Raw genomic sequence first — 21,010 nt, 5'->3', positions numbered from 1 at the left:
GCCGGTGACGTTCGATGTGTCGGTGTGGGAGTTGTTCTGGCCGTTGTTGGTGGGGGCGCGGTTGGTGGTGGCGGAGCCGGGTGGGCATCGTGATCTGGCTTATCTTGTGGATGTGATCGTCGGGAATGGGGTGACGACGGTGCATTTCGTGCCGTCGATGTTGGCGGTGTTTGTTGCGGAGCCGGCGGTGGCGCGGTGTGTGAGTGTGCGGCGGGTGTTCGCGTCGGGGAGGCGTTGTCGGCGTCGGTGGCGTCGAGGATGCGGGGTTGGTGCCGGTGTGCGGGTGCATAACTTGTATGGGCCGACGGAGGCGTCGGTGGATGTGACGTTTCATGAGGTGACCGATGCGGATGTGGTGGGGGTGCCGATCGGGGTTCCGGTGTGGAATACGCAGGTGTTTGTGTTGGATGGGTGGTTGCGGCCGGTGCGGTGGGGTGGTGGGGAGTTGTATGTGGGGGTGTGCAGTTGGCGCGGGGTATCGGGTCGGGTGGATTTGACGGCGGATCGGTTTGTGGCGAATCCGTTCGGGTGTGGTTCGCGGTTGTATCGGACGGGGGATCGGGTTCGGTGGTTGTCGGGTGGGGAGCTCGAGTATGTGGGTCGGGTGGATTTTCAGGTGAAGTTGCGGGGGCAGCGGGTGGAGTTGGGGGAGATCGAGGCGGTGTTGTTGGGGTATGGGGGTGTGGCGCAGGCGGTGGTGGTGTTGCGGGTGGTTGGGTGGGGAGTTTGTGGTGGGGTATGTGGTTCCTGAGTGTGGGGTGGTGGTGGAGGGTCGGGCGGTGGTGGAGTGGGTGGCGGGTGTGTTGCCGGGGTATATGGTGCCGTCGGTGGTGGTGGTGCTCGATGAGTTGCCGGTGACGGTGAATGGCAAGCTCGACCGCAAGGCCCTCCCCGAACCCGACTTCGGCGCCGAGATGCTCGGATACATTGCTCCCCGTGGCGCTTTCGAGGAGATAGTGACTGCGGTTGTCGCCGACCTGCTCGGAATTCCGCGGGTGGGAGTGAACGACAACTTCTTTGCCATTGGCGGAAACTCCCTGACTGCCACTCGCTTGGTGGCGCGCGTCAATGCCGCGGTCGGAAACCGGATCAGCGTTCGCGACGTGTTCGACGCGCCCACCGCGGCCGGTCTGGCGATGCTCGCGCAGTCGCACGAAGGGCGTGAATCTCGCCCGCCGCTGAAGGCGAGGGAAAACGGTGCGGAAGTCCCCGTATCACCCGCCCAACAGCGGATGTGGTTCATCAACCAATTCGACACCTCCTCGTCCGCATACAACGTGGCGTTTGCGTTGAGGCTGGACGGTGAACTCGACATACCTGCGCTCCAGGCGGCGGTCGCCGACGTGATCGAGCGGCACGAGGCCGTGCGCACCATCTTCCCCCTCACCGACCACGGACCACGTCAGGTGATCGTGCCGACAACGAGCGCGCTGCCCGACCTCACTCCGGTCGGCGTGACAGGAGAGGCCGAACTCCGTGCACGTGCCCAGCGGGTGCTGTCCGAGGGATTCGACGTGACGCAGCAGGCTCCACTGCGCGCGAGCCTTTTCCGACTCGACGAGAATGCGCACGTGCTCGCGGTGGTCGTGCACCACATTGCGGCCGACGGCTTCTCGATGTCTCCGCTGGCCCGCGACGTCATGGATGCGTACGTGTCGAGAGCGAATTGGACCGCGCCGGATTGGGTCCCGCTACCCGTGCAGTACGCCGATTACACGCTGTGGCAGTACGAGTGGCTGGGCTCGGAGGCAGACGAAACCTCACCGATGTCGAGACAGCTCGCCTATTGGACCACCGCGCTGTCAGACCTGCCCGAAGTACTGGACTTACCCACCGACCATCCCCGCCCGGCTGTCCGATCACTTCGCGGCGGACGCGTCGAGTTCGAGATCGCTCCGCAGATTCACGCCGGCGTGGTCGCGTTGGCGCGGCAACACACCACGACGGTGTTCATGACGGTGCATGCCGCGCTGGCGATCTTGTTGGCACGACTGAGCGGGTCCGACGACATCGCCGTCGGGACGCCGATCGCCGGGCGTGGCGAGCGTGAACTCGACGACATGGTGGGGATGTTCGTGAACACGCTCGTCCTCCGCACCCGAGTCGACGGCGGCGTCACCTTCACCGAGTTCTTGGACAATGTCCGGGAAACCGACCTCGGTGCCTTCCTGCACGCCGATATTCCGTTCGAACGCGTGGTGGAGGCAGTGAGTCCGTCCCGCTCGACGGCCTACTCACCGCTGTTCCAGGTGATGTTCGAATTCCAGAACATCGAGCGGCCCACGCTGGAACTTCCGAATCTGCGGGTGCGGAGCATCGATGTGGCGATCGAGACCGCAAACTTCGACCTCCAGTTGACGCTGGCCGAGAACCTGGACGCGGATGGCAACCCCGGTGGGATCACCGCGGGACTCGGTTATGCGACCGACCTCTTCGACGAGGCTACGGTGGCCGGGTTCGCGGAACGACTCCAGCGCATCCTCGCGACCGTCACGGCCGGCCCGGACACCCCGGTGGGTGACATCGACATCCTCGGCGTTCGCGAACGCGCCGACCTGATTCCGGTGACGGGCGCTGCGGCGGGTGCAGCGCGGACGCTGCCGGAACTGCTCGCGGCGGCCGTCGCCCACGATCCGGACGCCGTCGCATTGGTCTTCGAGAGTCGTCACGTGCGTTACCGCGAACTCGATGAGCGTTCGAATCAGCTGGCTCGAGGTTTGATCGAGCGTGGGGCCGGGCCGGAAACCGTGGTGGCCGTGTGCGTGCCCCGCTCCGTCGAGTCCGTTCTGGCCGTGTGGGCTGTGGCCAAGTCGGGTGCCGCGTTCCTTCCGGTGGACCCCCAGCACCCGGCAGCACGCATCGAATACATGCTCACCGACTCCGGGGCCGTGTTGGGTGTGACGACCTCGTCGCACCGTAGCGCACTGCCCGGCGGGGTGCCATGGGTGGTGGTGGACGAAGCGGACGGGCTGTCGACGTACGCGGCGTCGGCAGTCGCCGAGGACGAGCGGACTTCGCCGGTCCGGCTCGACAATCCGGCCTACCTGATCTACACCTCGGGGTCGACGGGCCGACCCAAAGGCGTGGTGACCACGCATCGCGGCCTGGCAGATTTCGCCCTGCAGGAGCGGGAGACCTTCGCCACGACGGCCGCGTCCAGAGTGCTGCATTTCGCGTCACCGAGCTTCGATGCCTCCGTACTGGAATTGCTGTTGGCCGTCGGGGCGGCCGCCACCATGGTGATCGCACCACCGACCGTGTACGGCGGCGCCGAATTGACGCAACTCCTGGAAGCCGAGCGGGTGACGCATTGCTTCGTCACCCCGGCCGCGCTGGCGTCGGTTGATGCCGCTGAACTCACCGACCTCGAGTGCGTGGTCACAGGCGGCGAAGCGTGTCCCCCGGAACTATGTGCGCGGTGGGCACCGGGCAGGCGAATGTTCAACGCGTACGGTCCGACCGAAGCGACAGTCGTGTCCAGTATCAGCGACGTCCTGTCACCGGGGGCGCCGGTCACCATCGGCGCGCCTACTCGTGGCTTCTCCGAGGTGGTGCTCGACTCGCGTCTGCAGCCGGTCCCGGTAAATGTGCCCGGGGAGTTGTATCTCGCAGGCGCCGCCCTCGCGCGCGGTTATCACCGGCGGATCACTCTGACGGCCGAACGCTTCGTCGCCGATCCCTTCGGCCCGGCGGGCAGCCGGATGTATCGCACCGGGGATCGGGTGCGTTGGACGCGGGACGGCCAACTGGAATACCTCGGCCGCAACGACACCCAGGTGAAGATACGGGGCTTTCGCATCGAACTCGGTGAGGTCGAGTCGGCCCTGCTCGCCCACGACGATGTGGCCCAGGCCGTCGCGAGCGTGTGGAACGGGGGCGGCAGTGGTGATCGGCTGATCGGTTACCTCGTGCCGGAATCCGGCGTGTCGATCGACCCGAGGGCGGTGCTCGACTTCGTCGGTGGCCGGTTGGCGTTGTATATGGTGCCGGCCGCGCTGGTCGTGCTCGACTCGCTTCCGCTGACTGTTCACGGAAAGCTCGATCGCACAGCACTTCCCGCCCCCGATTTCGGAGCCTCGATGCCGCAGAGCCGGCCGCCGCGAACGGAGACGGAGGAGCTTCTCGCGGGACTGTTCGCGGATGTTCTCGGGATCGACTCGGTAGGTGCCACGGCCGATTTCTTCGCGCTCGGCGGCGACAGCATCATGTCGATACAGTTGGTGGTCCGCGCCAAGGCCGCCGGGGTAATCCTCTCTCCCCGAGACGTGTTCGATCGCAGAACGGTGGCCGGGCTCGCGGAGGTGGCGCGATTGGAGGACGGCCGCCCGATCGCGCTCGATGAGATGCCGGGCGGGGGCGTCGGCACCCTGCCCTTGACGCCGGTGGCGCGCTGGTTGATCGAGCGCAGCGGCGGCCGACTCGACAGGTTCTCCCAAGCGCTGCTGCTGGCCGCCCCCGCCGGTCTCACCCGGGACATTCTCGAGGGTGCCGTGGACGCGGTGCTGGATCGGCACGACATGCTCCGGGCACGATTGCTCGCCGACGACCAGGTTATGGAAGTGCTCCCGTCGGGAGCGGTGCGGGCGCAGGGGTTGGTTCGCCACATTCCGGTCGAGACGGTCGACGGGGACGGCTTCACAGCGCTCGTGGCCGCAGAACTCGATGCTGCGGCCGACCACCTGGATCCTGCTGGCGCAGCCATGCTGCGGGTGGTGTGGTTCGACGTTCCGAACGGCGTCGGGCGACTACTCGTGGTGGTCCATCACCTCGCGGTCGACGGTGTGTCGTGGCGCATTCTCGTCGCCGATCTCGCGTCGGCGTGCAGTCAGCTCCAGGCGGGCGCGACTCCTACTCTGCCGGAGGTAGGAACGTCGATGCGGCGGTGGTCGCACGGCCTGCGCGACGCGGTGCCGCAACGAATGCCGGAACTGCCGATGTGGGAGAGAATTCTCGACGGCCCCGATCCGTTGATCGGTTCGCGCCCGCTAAACCCCGAAGTCGACGTCGCCGCGACCGTGGACACGGTCACCGTCGACGTGCCGTCGAGCGTGACCGCCGACCTGCTCACCACGCTTCCGGCGGCCTTCCACGGCAGCGTCGGCGACGGGTTGCTGACCGCGCTGGCCTTGGCACTGACCGCCTGGCGAGGTGAACAGGGCAGTGCCGCAGCGGACACCGTGATCACACTCGAAGGGCACGGACGCGAGGAGCACGTCGTCGCGGGCGCGGATGTGTCCCGCACCGTGGGCTGGTTCACCACTGTGTATCCGGTGAGAGTGGACATCACCGGGATCGATGTCGACAACGCCCTGACCGGAGGCCGCGCGGCAGGGCAGGCAGTCAAGGCGGTCAAAGAACAGTTGCTCGCCATTCCGGATCACGGGATCGGTTTCGGAATGCTGCGGTACCTGGATGAAGACACGGCAAGGACGCTTCGCCGGTTCCGGTCTCCCCAAGTCAGTTTCAACTATCTAGGCCGGGTCATCACCACAGGCGGAACGGAGGACTGGCTCCCGGTGGAGAGCACGCTCGGCGGAGCCCAGAACACCGACATGCCCGTTGTATCCGTTCTCGACATCAACGCCGTGGTCGACGACCGCCCCGACGGCCCCCGCCTGAGGGCGACGATCGCCTATCCCCGCGGCACACTCGACAACGCCGACGTCACGGCCTTCGCGAATCTGTGGCGCAACGCGCTCGGCGGACTTGCGGCGCACTCGGCCCGGCCGGGAGCGGGCGGGCTGACACCGTCCGATGTGCCGCTGGTGCCGGTCAGCCAGCAGCAGATCGAACGCTGGGAAGAGCGGTTTCCGGCGCTGCGGGACGTGTGGTCGTTATCGCCGCTGCAGTCGGGATTGCTCTTCCACGCGTCCCTGGTCACCGACAGGGTGGACGTCTACACGGCACAAATGCGGATCGATCTGGAGGGGACAGTCGACGCCGAGCGTCTGCGGGCTGCCGCGGCCGGACTGCTGGCGCACCACTCGAACTTGCGGTCCGCGTTCGTCTACGACGACGACGGGGTTCCGGCGCAGCTGGTGCTCGATGCGGTGGAGGTGCCGTGGCGGGAGGTGGATCTGACCGGACACGGGCCGGAGGCCGCCGCGGAGTTGACACGCCTCCTCGACGAAGACCGCAGCGCCAGGTTCGATCTCGAAGCACCGCCACTCGTACGATTCATGCTGCTGCACACAGGTCCTGGGAGCTACGTGCTCACCATCACCAACCATCACATCGTCCTGGACGGCTGGTCGATGCCGCTGCTGGTGCGAGAATTGCTCGTGCGTTACGCCGATGACCGCCCGGATATCCTGCCGGAGGCACCGTCGTACCGCACCTATCTGGAATGGGTAGCGAACCACGACCGGGAGACATCGGCTCGGGCCTGGGAGCAGGCCCTCGACGGCGTCGAGGAGCCGACACTGGTGGTGCCGCTCGCGTCGGCGACGCAGTACGGAGTGCCCGGCGAGGTCGACGTCGACCTGCCCGCCGATGTGATCGCCCCGCTGGCGGCGGTGGCACGGCGCCTCGGCGGCACGATGAACACAGTGATCCAGGCGGCATGGGGAGTATTGTTGTCGCGGTTGCTCTCCCGCGACGACGTGATCTTCGGCGCCACGGTCTCGGGCCGACCCCCGCACCTACCCGGTGTCGAGAACATGGTGGGATTGTTCATCAACACCCTGCCGGTGCGAGTACGGGTGAACCCGGCGGAAACCATCGCGGAACTGCTCGACCGCATGCAGGGGGAGCAGACTGCCCTGCTCGATCACCACCACGTCGGGCTCGGTGAAATTCAGCAGCGAGTCGGTCTGGGAACCCTGTTCGACACGCTGTCGGTGTTCGAATCGTATCCGATCGACACGTCCGGCTTGGGCGAGGACACCGACATCGCAGGCATGCGAGTGACGGGCGTCGATGCCCGCGACGCCACACACTATCCCCTCACCCTGATGACAAGTCTCGAGCCACAACTGCGGCTGAGCCTTCGCTACCAGGCCGATGCCATCGACCACGAGACGGTCACCCGAATGGCGGGGCGACTCACCGCGATTCTCGGCACCATCGCCCGGGACGTCGACACTCTGGTAGGCGACGTCGATCTCTTCGCGCCGGGTGAGCGGGAGTTGGTGTTGGGGGGGTGGAATGCGACGGGGTGTGTGGTTTCGGGGGTGTCGTTGGTGGGGTTGTTCGAGGAGCGGGTGGGGTGTGTGCCGGATGCGGTGGCGGTGGTGTCTGGTTCGGTGGTGTTGTCGTATGGGGAGTTCGGTGTGCGGGTGCGTCGGTTGGCGCGGTTGTTGATGGGGTTGGGGGTGGGTCCGGAGTCGTTGGTGGGGATTGCGGTGGGGCGGTCGGTGGAGTTGGTGGTGGGGATTTATGCGGTGCTCGAGGCGGGGGGTGGGTATGTGCCGGTGGATGTGGATCAGCCGGTGGAGCGGGTGGAGTATGTGTTGGGTGTGGCGGCTCCGGTGTTGGTGTTGAGTACGTCGGTGGATCGGGTGGGGTTGCCGGGTTCGGTTGTGGTGGTGGAGCTGGATGTTGTTGATGTGTCGGGGTTTTCGGGGGAGCCGATTTCGGATGGGGAGCGGTTGGGGGTGGTGCGTGGGGAGAATCCGGCGTATGTGATGTTCACGTCGGGTTCGACGGGTCGGCCGAAGGGGGTGGTGGTTTCGCATGCGGGGATTGTGAATCGGTTGTTGTGGATGCAGGGGGAGTATGGGCTGGGCTGCGATGATGTGGTGTTGTTGAAGACGCCGGTGACGTTCGATGTGTCGGTGTGGGAGTTGTTCTGGCCGTTGTTGGTGGGGGCGCGGTTGGTGGTGGCGGAGCCGGGTGGGCATCGTGATCCGGCTTATCTTGTGGATGTGATCGTCGGGAATGGGGTGACGACGGTGCATTTCGTGCCGTCGATGTTGGCGGTGTTCACGGCGGAGCCGGCGGTGGCGCGGTGTGTGAGTGTGCGGCGGGTGTTCGCGTCGGGGGAGGCGTTGTCGGCGTCGGTGGCGTCGAGGATGCGGGGGTTGGTGCCGGGTGTGCGGGTGCATAACTTGTACGGGCCGACGGAGGCGTCGGTGGATGTGACGTTTCATGAGGTGACCGATGCGGATGTGGTGGGGGTGCCGATCGGGGTTCCGGTGTGGAATACGCAGGTGTTTGTGTTGGATGGGTGGTTGCGGCCGGTGCCGGTGGGGTGTGGGGAGTTGTATGTGGGGGTGTGCAGTTGGCGCGGGGGTATCGGGGTCGGGTGGATTTGACGGCGGATCGGTTTGTGGCGAATCCGTTCGGGTGTGGTTCGCGGTTGTATCGGACGGGGGATCGGGTTCGGTGGTTGTCGGGTGGGGAGCTCGAGTATGTGGGTCGGGTGGATTTTCAGGTGAAGTTGCGGGGGCAGCGGGTGGAGTTGGGGGAGATCGAGGCGGTGTTGTTGGGGTATGGGGGTGTGGCGCAGGCGGTGGTGGTGTTGCGGGGTGGGTTGGGTGGGGAGTTTGTGGTGGGGTATGTGGTTCCTGAGTGTGGGGTGGTGGTGGAGGGTCGGGCGGTGGTGGAGTGGGTGGCGGGGGTGTTGCCGGGGTATATGGTGCCGTCGGTGGTGGTGGTGCTCGATGAGTTGCCGGTGACGGTGAATGGCAAGCTCGACCGCAAGGCCCTCCCCGAACCCCACTTCACTACAGCGGGGTATCGCGCTCCCACGACACCCGTGGAGCAAGCTGTCGCCACAGCTTTCGCGGACGTCCTCGGTGTCGACCGCGTCGGCGCGGACGACAGCTTCTTCGCTCTCGGTGGCGATTCGCTCAGCGCCACCAGGGCGGTGGCCCGCATCAACAGCGCGCTGGAGACGACACTCTCCGTGGGCGTGCTGTTCGACAACCCCGTGGTATCCGACCTGGCCGATCGGGTCGGGCCGACCCTGCTGACGAAATCCGCCGCCCCGGAACTGACAGCGCGACCGCGGCCCGATCGGCTTCCCCTTTCTCTCGCGCAACAGCGTATGTGGTTCATCAACCAGTTCGACACCTCCTCACCGGCCTACAACATTCCGGTCGCGCTACGACTGGACGGCGTGATAGACCTGCAGACTCTCCGGGCGGCACTCGGTGACGTCATCGAACGGCACGAGACACTGCGTACCGTGTATCCCGGCTCCGCCGACGGACCCCATCAAGTCATTGTCGAACCGACAACCGCTGTCCCTGAACTGGATTCGACACCCGCTGCCGAAGGGGACCTTCGAGATCTCCTCGCCACCTTTTTCGGCAGGGGATTCGATGTCACCGAGGAACTTCCCATCCGGGTGACGCTGGTTAGCCTCGCTCCCGAGAGTCACGTCCTCGCCCTCGTCGTCCATCACATTGCGGCCGACGGGTACTCGATGACGCCCCTGGCGCGCGATGTGATGCTTGCCTACACCGCGCGCAAGCAACAGCGCGCGCCCGGCTGGGCACCGCTGCCCGTGCAGTACGCCGACTACAGCCTGTGGCAGCGCGAGGTCCTGGGCACCGAGGACCAGCCCGAGTCGGTGCTGTCGGAGCAACTCGGCTACTGGATCCGGACGCTGTCGGGGAGCCCGGAGGTTGTGCCGCTGCCCCTGGACCGACCGCGACCCGCGCAAAGATCCTCCCGGGGTGCCGTCATCACCACCGACATCGCGCCTACCGTGCACTCCGCCTTGCTCGACCTTGCACGCCATACTCGTTCGACTCTGTTCATGGTGATGCACGCCGCCTGGGCGGTGCTGCTCCAACGGCTGTCCGGCTCACACGACGTGGTGGTGGGAACGCCGATCGCGGGCCGCGGCCACCGATCGCTCGACGATGTAGTGGGGATGTTCGTCAACACGTTGGTGCTCCGCACGTCGGTGCCGTCGGGGGCGTCGTTCGCCGACGTACTCACCGAGGTGCGCACGGCAGACCTCGGCGCATTCGAGCACGCGGACATCCCCTTCGAGCGGCTCGTAGACGAATTGGTGCCCGAGCGGTCCACTGCGCACACACCCCTGTTCCAAGTGCTCCTGGAGTTCCGGAACGACACGCGCGTACGTCTGGAACTGCCGGGGTTGGCAGTCGAATCTCTCGACGTCGATTTCGAAGTGGCGCAATTCGACTTGCAGCTGAGCCTGGCAGAGCGGCTCGATGAGAACGGGATGCCGACCGGGATCACCGCCGGATTCCGGTACGCGACCGACGTGTTCGATCGGACATCGGTCGAGCGTCTCGCGCAGCGCTTCCTCCGTGTGGTCGAGACCGTGTCGGCAGACCCGACGGTGCTCGTGGACGACATCGATCTCCTCCACCCGGCCGAGCGCGAGTTCGTACTCACCTCCGCGCATCGACCGGCACAGCACGTCGCGCCGTCGACGTTGGCGGACGTTTTCGACCGTGCGGTGGCCGCCGCCGGCGATGCCGTCGCCGTGCGCTGTGACGGCTCGTCCGTGACCTACCGGGAACTCGACGACCGGGCGAACCGGCTCGCGAGACTGCTGGCCGACCAGGGCGCGGGCGCGGAAACACTCGTGGCCGTGGTCATGACGCGGTCGGTCGACTTGGTGGTTGCGCTTCTGGCGGTGGTGAAGTCGGGCGCCGGGTACCTCCCGGTCGATGTGACCTCTCCTCCGGAGCGGCTGACCTTCCTGCTGAGCGATGCCCAGCCGAGATGTGTACTCACCACCACCGCGGACGCACCGGTTGTCGATACTGCCTGCGCCCCCGTCATTGTCGTGGACGACCCCGACACCCTGACCGCGGTGCAACGCTTCTCGCCACTGCCGATCACGGATGTCGACCGGTGCAGCCCGCTGCACCCGGACTCGGTGGCGTACGTGATCTACACGTCGGGCTCCACCGGACGGCCGAAGGGAGTGCAGGTCTCGCATCGCAACGTGGTTGCCTTGCTGGCACAAACCCAGTCGCTGTTCGGTTTCGGGCCCGAAGACGTGTGGACCATGTTCCATTCCGCCGCGTTCGACTTCTCGGTGTGGGAAATGTGGGGAGCGTTCGCGCACGGTGGCCGGCTGGTACTGGTGGACTACTTCACCGCGCGCTCACCCGAGAAGTTCCTCGAACTCCTACGCGGCGAATACGTCACAGTCCTGAACCAAACTCCCACTGCCTTTTACCAGTTGGCAGAGGCGGATCGTCTGGCCGGTGGTCCCGCACTGTCCCTCCGGTACGTGATCTTCGGTGGGGAAGCCCTCGAATTCGCGCAACTGCAACGCTGGTACGCACGCCGGGACGACACCGCGCCGGTTCTGGTCAATATGTACGGCATCACGGAAACGACGGTGCATGTCAGCCACCTGCCGATCGACCGGGACACCGTGACGGAGCAGCCCGCATCCGTGATCGGCCGGGGCCTACCCGGGCTGCGCGTCTACGTCCTCGACGACCGGCTGCATCCGGTCCCGCCGGGCGTGACCGGGGAACTTTACGTCGCAGGGGAACAGGTGTCGCGCGGATACCTCGGACGTCCCGCCCTCACGTCCGCCCGGTTCGTTCCCGACCCCTTCCTGCCGGAGTCCCGGATGTACCGGTCCGGTGACCTCGGCAGGTGGAACCGCGACGGGCAGCTGGAGTACCTCGGCCGCAACGACCTCCAGGTGCAGATGAAGGGTTACCGGATCGAACTCGGCGAGGTGGAGTCGGCACTCCTCGCGTGTGAAGGAGTGGCGCAGTCTGCGGTGACGGTGCACGGGAGTCGATTGGTGGGGTACGCCGTGCCGGAGACCGGCGTATCGATCGACCCGGCGGTGATCATCGACGCAGCCGCAGAGAGGCTGGCTTCGCACATGGTGCCGGCAGCAGTGGTGGTTCTCGACGAGATGCCGTTGACGGCGAACGGCAAGCTCGACCGGAAAGCTCTGCCCGAACCGGACTTCGGTCAACAAGTCACCACGAGTCGTACCCCCATCACCGAGACCGAACGCATTCTCGCCGGCCTGTTCGCCGAGGTCCTGGGCCTCGACACGGTGGGCGTCGACGACTCGTTCTTCGCCATCGGTGGCGACTCGATCATGTCCATCCAGCTGGTCACCCGCGCCAAGGCAGCCGGGGTGGTGATCTCGCCGCGAGACGTGTTCGAACGCAAAACGGTTGCGGCTCTGTCCGAGATCGCCGGACAGGGTGACGAGACGGTTGTCCTCGAGGAGCTGCCAGGTGGCGGCGTCGGGGAGATTCCGTTGACCCCTATCGTGCGTTGGCTCCTCGGCCGAGGCGGAGATTTCCGGCGTTACTCGCAGACCGCACTGTTCACCGTGCCCGCGACCTTGGACGAGGACACCCTGACGCAGGCCGTCCAGGCCCTGCTGGATCGGCACGACCTCCTGCGGTCGCGTCTGTACCGCACCTCGCACACCGAAGAAGGCTGGTCGATGGAGGTGCAGGCCGAAGGGGCGGTGCGGGCGGCCACGCTGGTACGCCGGGTGCCGGTGGACCGTGTCGACGTCTCCGATCTCGCCGCGAGAGAACTCGACGCGGCCCTCGATCGGCTCGACCCCGAAACGGGCGTGATGATGCAGGTGGTATGGCTCGACGCGGGTCGCCGGGGGGATGGCCGGTTGCTGATCGCCGTCCATCATCTGGCGATGGACGGAGTGTCCTGGCGGATCATGATCCCGGACCTCGCCACGGCGTGCGCGCAACTGCAGTCCGGCGCGACACCGGTGCTGGAGCCACCGGGAACGTCGATGCGCCGATGGGCGTACGCACTCGCCGACGCCGCGCACGAGCCTCGTCGAACAGCCGAACTCGAACTGTGGCAACGGATACTGGACGCGCCCGACCCTATCCTGGGCGCACGCCCCGTGGCCGAATCGGACACCGCCCTCACCGCCGAGGACGTGGAAGTGCACCTTCCGGCCCCGTTGAGCGAGACACTGCTGACAACCGTGCCACAGGCATTCCACGGCAGCGTGGGAGACGGGCTGTTGACGGCGCTGACCATGGCGCTGATCCGGTGGCGGCGACACCGGAGGATCGATGTCGAGGACGCCTTGGTGAATCTCGAAGGCCATGGCCGTGAAGAGCAGGTGGTGCCCGGGGCAAATCTCTCCCGTACGGTCGGATGGTTCACCACCATCTTCCCCGTACGTTTCGATCTCGGCGGCGTCGATCTCGACGACGCGTTCGCGGGAGGCCCCTCCGCAGGAGCTGCGGTGAAGGCTGTCAAGGAAATGCTCCTCGCCGTACCCGACCACGGCATCGGCTTCGGACTGCTCCGCTACCTGAACAACGAAGCTGCCGAGACACTTTCACGACTGTCGCCGCCGCAGGTCAGTTTCAACTATCTCGGCAGAATGGGCGGAACTGCTCCGGAGAACGCCGAGGGATGGGTGCCCGTCGACGAACCTGCCCTACGCGAGAAGGCGGCTGCAGACCTACCCGTCGCGGCGGTCGTCGACGTCAATGCGATGACCATCGACGCGGGCGAAGGCCCGCAGCTGAAATCCACGTGGAGTTACCCGCCGGGCGTCCTCACCCGCGACGAGGTCGACGAACTCGCGCAACTGTGGGTACAGGCACTCGCCGCCCTCGGTGCGCACGTCGAGTCGGGCGGCGGCGGCTTCACGCCATCGGATTTCGATCTCGTCGAACTGGGGCAGGATGCGATCGAGACCCTCGAACGTCGCTGCCCCGACCTGACCGACGTGTGGCCGCTGTCGCCTCTGCAATTCGGCATGCTCTTTCAGGCCGAGCTTGCCGACGCCTCCGTCGATGCCTACCTGGTGCAGATCGGTCTCGACCTTCGCGGTGAGGTGGATGCATCTCGCCTGCGTCGCGCCGTCGCCGCTCTGGTCGACCGACACGCCAACCTGCGCACCGCTTTCCTGCACGACGCCGAGGGCAACACCATGCAAGTCGTCCGGCGACACGTCGAGGTGCCCTGGCGTGAGGTCGATCTGACCGCGCTCGACGACACCGCGGCGGCGTCCGAGATCAGACGACTCGAGGCAGAAGATAGGATCCGCCCGTTCGACCTGACCTCTGCCCCGCTGATCCGCTTCACGCTGATCGCGTTGGCACAGAACCGATACCGGCTGGTGTCGGCCAACCATCACATCCTTCTCGACGGCTGGTCGATGCCGCTGCTGATCACGGAGTTGCTGACGCTCTACGCCACCGACGGTGACCCGTCACCCCTCCCACGTGTGCGCGGCTACCGCGACTATCTGGCGTGGATGAAGCACCGGGATCTCGAACCCTCCCGGGCGGTGTGGGCCCGGGCTCTGGCGGGGGTGGAGGGGCCGACACTGTTGGCAGCCCGGGTGAGCGGAGCGAGGGATGATTCAGCAGCCGTCGAACGTCGGCGGCAGTTGTCCACCATTCCGCAGGAGTGGGTGTTTGATCTGGACGAGGACGAGACCACCCGCCTGCGCGAGCTGGCGCGTTCTCGCGGGGTGACGATCAACACTCTCGTCCAGGTGTGCTGGGGAATTGTGCTCGGTACGTTGACCGGCCGCGACGACGTACTGTTCGGCGCCACCGTCTCGGGGCGGCCTCCCGAGCTGGCGGGCATCGAGACGATGATCGGCCTGTTCATCAACACACTGCCCGTCCGGATCGAGCTGCGTCCCGAAGAATCGATCGGTGCGCTCCTCGAACGTGTCCAGGCCGAGCAGGCGGCGTTGCTGGATCACCACTACCTGGGTCTGGCCGAGATTCAGCGCGCCGCGGGGCCCGAGGTCGGCTTCGACACCTTGACCGTGTTCGAGTCGTACCCGGTCGATCGCGCCGGGCTGTCGACCGACACCGATATCGCGGGCATGCGCGTGGCGGGGGTGGATGCGCACGATGCCGCGCATTACCCGCTGAGCCTGGTGGCGTCTGTCGACACTCGTGTGCACTTGAAGTTCGAGTACCTGCCCGACGTCTTCGCGGCGGACGCAGTCGAAGGCATCGCCGGGCGTGTGCAGCGAGTACTCGACGCCTGCACCCGGCCGGAACAGCCCTTGGCCGCGCTGTCGCTGCTCACCGACGACGAGCGCGCCGAACTGGTTCCGGTCCAAGGTCGTCCCGGCGGGTCGGCCCGCACTCTGCCCGAAATTTTCGCCGATGCCGCCGCGCTCGATCCGGACGCGATCGCACTGTCCTTCGAGGACGAACACATGAGCTACCGCGAGCTGGACGAGCGGTCGAATCGTGTGGCCCGCGCTCTCATCGTCCGCGGTGTCGGACCGGAGAGCTTCGTGGCCATCGGAATACCGCGGTCCCTCGACTCCATGCTGTCGGTATGGGCGGTGGCGAAGACGGGAGCGGCGTTCGTGCCGATCGACCCCAGCTACCCCGACGAGCGCATCACGCACATGCTCACCGATTCCGGAGCCGCACTCGGATTGACCACCACGCAGCACCGTGGCCGCCTCCCCGGCACCGCGCACTGGCTGATACTGGACCACCCCGACTTCACAACCGAATGCGCCGATTGTTCGGGGGCGCCGGTCACCGCAGTCGAGCGGACCGGTCCAATCGTGCTGGACACCGCCGCGTATCTGGTCTACACCTCAGGGTCCACGGGCGTGCCCAAGGGTGTCCTCGTCACTCATCGTGGTCTCGACAACTTCGCCCTCGATCAACTCGAAAGGTTGAGCGCAACAGCGCAATCGCGCACACTGCACTTCTCGACGCCCAGCTTCGACGGTTCGGTATTCGAGTATCTGCAGGCCTTCGGGGCCGGCGCGACGATGGTGATCGCGCCGCCCACGGTGCTCGGCGGCGAAGATCTGGCACGGTTCCTCGCGGAACGGGAGGTCACCCACGCGTTCATCACCACCGCGGCGCTGGCGTCACTCGACCCAGCCGGGTTGGATCACCTGGCGGACGTGGTGTTCGGCGGTGAAGCGTGCCCACCTGACCTGATCGCCCGCTGGGCACCGGGCCGTCGGCTGTACAACGGGTACGGGCCGACCGAGACGACGATCATGTCCAACATCAGCGAACCGCTGGTACCGAGCGGTCCGATCACCATCGGCGGCCCCATCCGCGGCGTGACGGAACTGGTACTCGACACCCGACTGCAACCGGTCCCGGTAGGAGTTCCCGGCGAACTGTATCTCGCCGGCGCAGGTCTGGCCCGCGGCTATCACCGCCGACCGGCGCTCACCGCCGAACGGTTCGTTGCCGATCCCAGCCGACCCGGCGAAAGGATGTACCGCACTGGGGATATCGTGCGGTGGACGGCCGACCACAGCATCGAGTACATGGGCCGCAGCGACTTCCAGGTCAAGGTCCGGGGTTTCCGCGTCGAACTCGGCGAAATCGACGCCACCCTCATGTCTGAGCCGGACGTCGGGTTCGCGGCCACGATCGCGCACCGCGGTCCCGCCGGTGACACGCTGCTGGTGTCCTACGTCGTGCCGACGGCGGGTCGCGTCCTCCACAGTGCCGTGCTCACCAGGAGTCTGGAGCGCCGTCTACCGTCGCACATGGTGCCGTTCTCGATCGTGCCGCTGGATCGAATCCCGTTGACGGCAGTCGGCAAGCTGGACCGCACGGCACTGCCAGAGCCCGACTTCCTTTCCACGACAGGTCCCTACAGGCCGCCGGCCGACCCGATCGAGGAAGCGGTAGCCGACGTCTTCGCGGACGTACTCGGACTAGGGCGGGTGGGTGCCGATGCCGGGTTCTTCGACCTCGGCGGCAATTCCCTGAGCGCGACCCGCGCGATGGCCCGGTTGCGGGCGTTACTCGGCATCGACTGTGGGGTCCGTGACCTGTTCGAGGCGCCCACCGTGGCCGTGCTGGCCGCACGGATCGAGCACGCCGGTGCGCGGCAGTCCGAACGCCCGGTGCTCGCACCCCGCACGCGCCCCGAGAACATCCCGCTGTCGTTCGCTCAGCAGCGCATGTGGTTCGTCAACCAACTCGACACCACCTCGGCCGCCTACAACATCCCGATCGTGGTCCGACTGAGCGGTGCGCTCGACGTGCGGGCACTGAGCTCGGCGATCACCGACGTCTTTGCCCGCCACGAGTCCCTGCGAACGACGTTCCCGATCGGCGAGGACGGGCCCGTCCAACGAATTCTGCCCGCCGAGAGCGCAGCGCTGACACTGATCCCGGTCGCCGTGGTGGACGAGCATCATCTGCGAGAGAAGCTGTCCCGGCTGGTGTCGGCGGGATTCGATGTCACCGCGCGGGTGCCACTACGGGTGCGCCTGTTCTCGCTCGCCGCCACCGAGCACGTGCTTGCCGTTGTGGTGCATCACATCTCGGCGGACGGGTTCTCGATGGTCCCGCTGGTGCACGACGTGATGACGGCATACGAAGCCCGTGCCCGCGGCGACGCGCCCGCGTGGGCACCGCTGCCGGTGCAGTACGCCGACTACACCCTGTGGCAACGGGAATTGCTGGGCTCGGCCGACGACCCCGAGTCGCTGATCGGGACGCAGCTCGCCTACTGGAAAACCGTGCTGGCAGGAACACCGGACCTCCTGGAACTGCCCACCGATCACGACCGGCCGCCCCAGCAATCCTTCCGCGGTGCCCGCGTCGGCTTCACTGTCGAGCGGGGCCTTCATCGACGGATCAAAGAACTGTCGCGGCGCCTTCGCTCCACGGAGTTCATGACCGTCCATGCCGCACTCGCCGTGCTGCTGTCGCGGCTCGGCCGCACCGACGACGTGGTGATCGGAACGCCGATCGCCGGGCGCGGAGAACCCGCGCTCGACGATCTGGTCGGCATGTTCGTGGGCACGCTCGCCCTGCGCACGCAGGTCGATGCCGCAACGTCCTTCACCAGCCTGGCCGCCCAGTGCCGTGACGTCGACCTCGGTGCCTTCACCCACGCCGACGTTCCCTTCGAGCGCGTGGTGGAGGCAGTGGGTCCGACTCGATCGACGGCGCACTCACCGATCGTCCAGGTCTCCCTAGAGTTCCAGAACAACGAGCAACCAGTGTTGACACTGCCGGATCTGGAGGTCCGTGCACTCGACCCCGAACTCGCCGTCGTCAAGGTGGATCTCGAATTCCTCCTGGCCGAGAAGTTCGACGCGAACGGTGCACCCGCAGGCATGGATGGCGCCGTCGATTTCGCCACCGATCTCTTCGATGCCGGCACCGTCCGAGGTTTTGCCGACCGGTTCCTGCGGATTCTCGACGCTGTGGCCGAGAACCCCGACCGGCCGGTCGGCGACCTCCCGCTCCTCGACGAGGTGGAGACGCGGGCGCTGGTCCCTGCCCGCGGTGCACCCGACATGCGCCCGGAACTGTGGCCCGACCTGCTCACCGCTGCCGCCGCACTCGACCCGGATTCGGTGGCGCTGTCCTGCGAGGGCAGGCACGTGCGTTACCGCGAACTCGACGAGTGGTCCAACCGGTTGGCCCGCGTCCTCCGGAGCCGTGGGGTGGGACCGGAGACCTTCGTCGCGCTCGGAATGCCCCGCTCGATCGAGGCCGTGGTCTCGATCTGGTCGGTCACCAAGGCAGGCGCGGCCTTCGTGCCCGTCGATCCGGCCTACCCGCGCGAACGCATCGACTTCATGCTCACCGACTGCCGAGCCTCGTTGGGCCTCACCGTGCGGGCTCACCGAGCCACTTTGCCGGACACTGTTGCGTGGCTGGTGCTGGACGACGAAAACGTCACCGAGCAGGTGGCGGCGGAGTCGTCCGCGCCGCTGACAGATGAGGACCGGACGAGCCGATTGTTACTCGCCCATCCGGCGTATCTCATCTATACCTCTGGTTCGACGGGGAAGCCGAAGGGCGTCGTCGTCACTCACCAGGGCATGGCCAACTTCACCGCGGAAACGCGCGACTGCTTCGAGGTCACGCCCGAGGCCAGGGTGTCGCATCTGGCGTCCCCGAGTTTCGATGCGTCGGTGTTCGAGCTGATGATGGCGTTCAGCGCCGGGGCGCGGGTGGTGATCGTGCCGCCCACCATCGTCGGTGGCAGCGAACTGGCTCATCTGTTCCGGCGCGAGCGCGTCACCCATGCCACCATCACACCCACGGCGCTGGCGGCGCTCGACAACGACGAACTCCACTCGCTTCGTGTCCTCGACCTGGTCGGCGAGGCATGCCCGCCGGAGGTCGTCGCGCAGTGGGCGCCGGGTCGCAGCCTGCACAGCGGGTACGGACCCACGGAAACCACCATTCAGGCTAGTGTCAGCGCCCCGATGCATGCCGGTGAAGGGGTGAACATCGGGGGGCCGGCAGTAGGACTTGCGTTCCTGGTCCTCGACGAGCGACTGCAACCGGTGCCCGTCGGCGTGCACGGCGAGTTGTACATCGTCGGGCCGGGTATGGCACGCGGGTACCACAACCGGGTGGCGCTCACCTCCGAACGGTTCGTCGCCTGCCCCTTCGGCGAGCCGGGGTGCCGGATGTACCGGACCGGCGACGTGGTGCGCTGGCGTAAGTCGGCGAGTCCGGCGACGGGGGATGTCACACCGCACACCCTGGAGTACATCGGGCGCAGCGACTTCCAGGTCAAGGTCCGCGGCTTCCGCATCGAACTCGGCGAGATCGACGCCGTGCTCGCCCGCCATCCAGCGGTCGCGTTCGCTGCCACCATCGGTCACACAGCTCCCTCGGGCGACGCCGTACTCGCCTCGTATGTGCGGGTACAGGACGGACAGGAGGTGCGGCCCACGGAATTGCGCACCTACGCGTCCGAGCGCCTGCCCGCACACATGACTCCGGCCGCGGTGATCGTCCTCGACGAAATCCCGATGACCCCTGTCGGCAAACTCGACCGAAAAGCGCTGCCCGCACCAGAATTCGGTTCCAGTGGAGCGACGTTCCGGGCACCGGCCACGGACACCGAACGCGTGATCGTGGAAGCGTTCGCCGAGGTACTCGGCGTGGAGCGGGTCGGCGCCGCGGACAGCTTCTTCGACCTCGGCGGTAACTCCCTCCTCGCCACCCGGATCGTCAGCGCCCTCGAGGCCAGACTGGAGCGGACGGTTCCGCTGCAATGGATGTTCCTCGACCCCACGCCTGCGGGGATTGCCCACCGTCTCGAACTGCCGGCCCGGGCCACCGGGGTGGAAGAGGCGCTCGCCGTCGTGATTCCGTTGCGGGCGCAGGGAAGAGGTACCCCGTTGTTCTGCGTGCACCCGGGAATCGGGCTTTCGTGGGGCTACGCCGGCCTCGTCCGGTACCTACCGCCGGACCGGCCGGTGTACGGACTGCAGCTTCCCGCAATCAGCGGTGAGCCGTTACCCGAGTCGATCGAACAACTCGCCCGCCGCTACGTCGACGAGATCAGGACGATCCAGCCCGAAGGTCCCTACGACCTGTTGGGCTGGTCGCTCGGCGGGGTCATCGCACATGCCATGGCCGTCGAACTCCGGGCCTCGGGTGACGAGGTGGCCACCCTGGCCCTCATGGACAGCTACCCCGAGGACGGACAGCAACCCGCAGTCGGTCAGCTCGACCTGCGGGAGCTGCTCCGGGGCCTCGGCGTGGAGACCGACCTGTCGGACAACCAGCTCACCTACGAGCGTGCGGCCCAGTTGCTCGGTGAAACATTCGGGGCCGAAGCCGGCGTCACCGCAGAGCATCTCGAACGGATCGCTGCGGGGTACGAGAACTCCAAGCGTCTCGGGTACCGGTTCGTTCCGCGGGTGTACGACGGCAACGTGCTCTTCTTCCCTGCCATCCGCAACGGAGACGGCGGCGCCCGCGCGCGGTCCGCCGAGGAGTGGCGGTCGCTCGTGACCGGCCGGATCGACGAGCAACCCGTCGATTGCGGGCACAACGACATGATCGAACCGCAATCCCTCGCCGTCATCGGGCCCGTCCTGGCACGCTCGCTCGAGGTCCGTGATAGGTGACCCGGCCAGGACGGACATGGGCCTGCTTCCCTGAATCGGCCCGACAGGAGTAGTCTGACCTGCGGTCTGCAGAGTGCAGTCGCCGCTCACGTCCGTGAGCCTGTCGAGGAAGTGGAGGTGAGGCGTCCGATGAGAAGCCAACCTCCCAGTATCTACTGAAACCGTTTCACCTCGCCGGGGAACGGTTTCACAGTCGTGTGTCCACTTGCCGCGCTGCATATCCTTCCTCGAAAGACCAGTGCC

Annotated in this window: 3 protein-coding genes; all 3 read left to right on the top strand. The window is 66.6% G+C overall.

All coding sequences use genetic code 11. The features are described 5' to 3' along the window. The first annotated feature begins 4 nt into the window (after positions 1–4). From CBI38_RS40030 to CBI38_RS40950, 3 genes are read left to right on the top strand one after another with little or no spacing between them, the layout of a single operon-like run. Entirely contained in the window at positions 5–751 is a 747-nt protein-coding gene (locus tag CBI38_RS40030) for an AMP-binding protein (RefSeq protein WP_204164820.1), read from the top strand. Further along, a complete protein-coding gene (locus tag CBI38_RS40955; RefSeq protein WP_230989963.1) occupies positions 732–8,255 on the top strand; it encodes a non-ribosomal peptide synthetase in 7,524 nt (2,507 codons plus the stop codon). Before CBI38_RS40030 ends, CBI38_RS40955 begins: the two co-directional genes overlap by 20 nt. Then, on the top strand, positions 8,138–20,767 hold the full coding sequence (locus CBI38_RS40950; RefSeq protein ID WP_335743604.1) for an amino acid adenylation domain-containing protein: 12,630 nt from the start codon (positions 8,138–8,140) through the stop codon (positions 20,765–20,767). The genes CBI38_RS40955 and CBI38_RS40950 overlap by 118 nt, the downstream gene beginning before the upstream one ends. Positions 20,768–21,010 lie beyond the last annotated feature (243 nt).

Source organism: Rhodococcus oxybenzonivorans (genome assembly GCF_003130705.1).
GTDB classification, from domain to species: domain Bacteria; phylum Actinomycetota; class Actinomycetes; order Mycobacteriales; family Mycobacteriaceae; genus Rhodococcus_F; species Rhodococcus_F oxybenzonivorans.
This window is presented reverse-complemented; position numbering and strand designations above follow the sequence as displayed.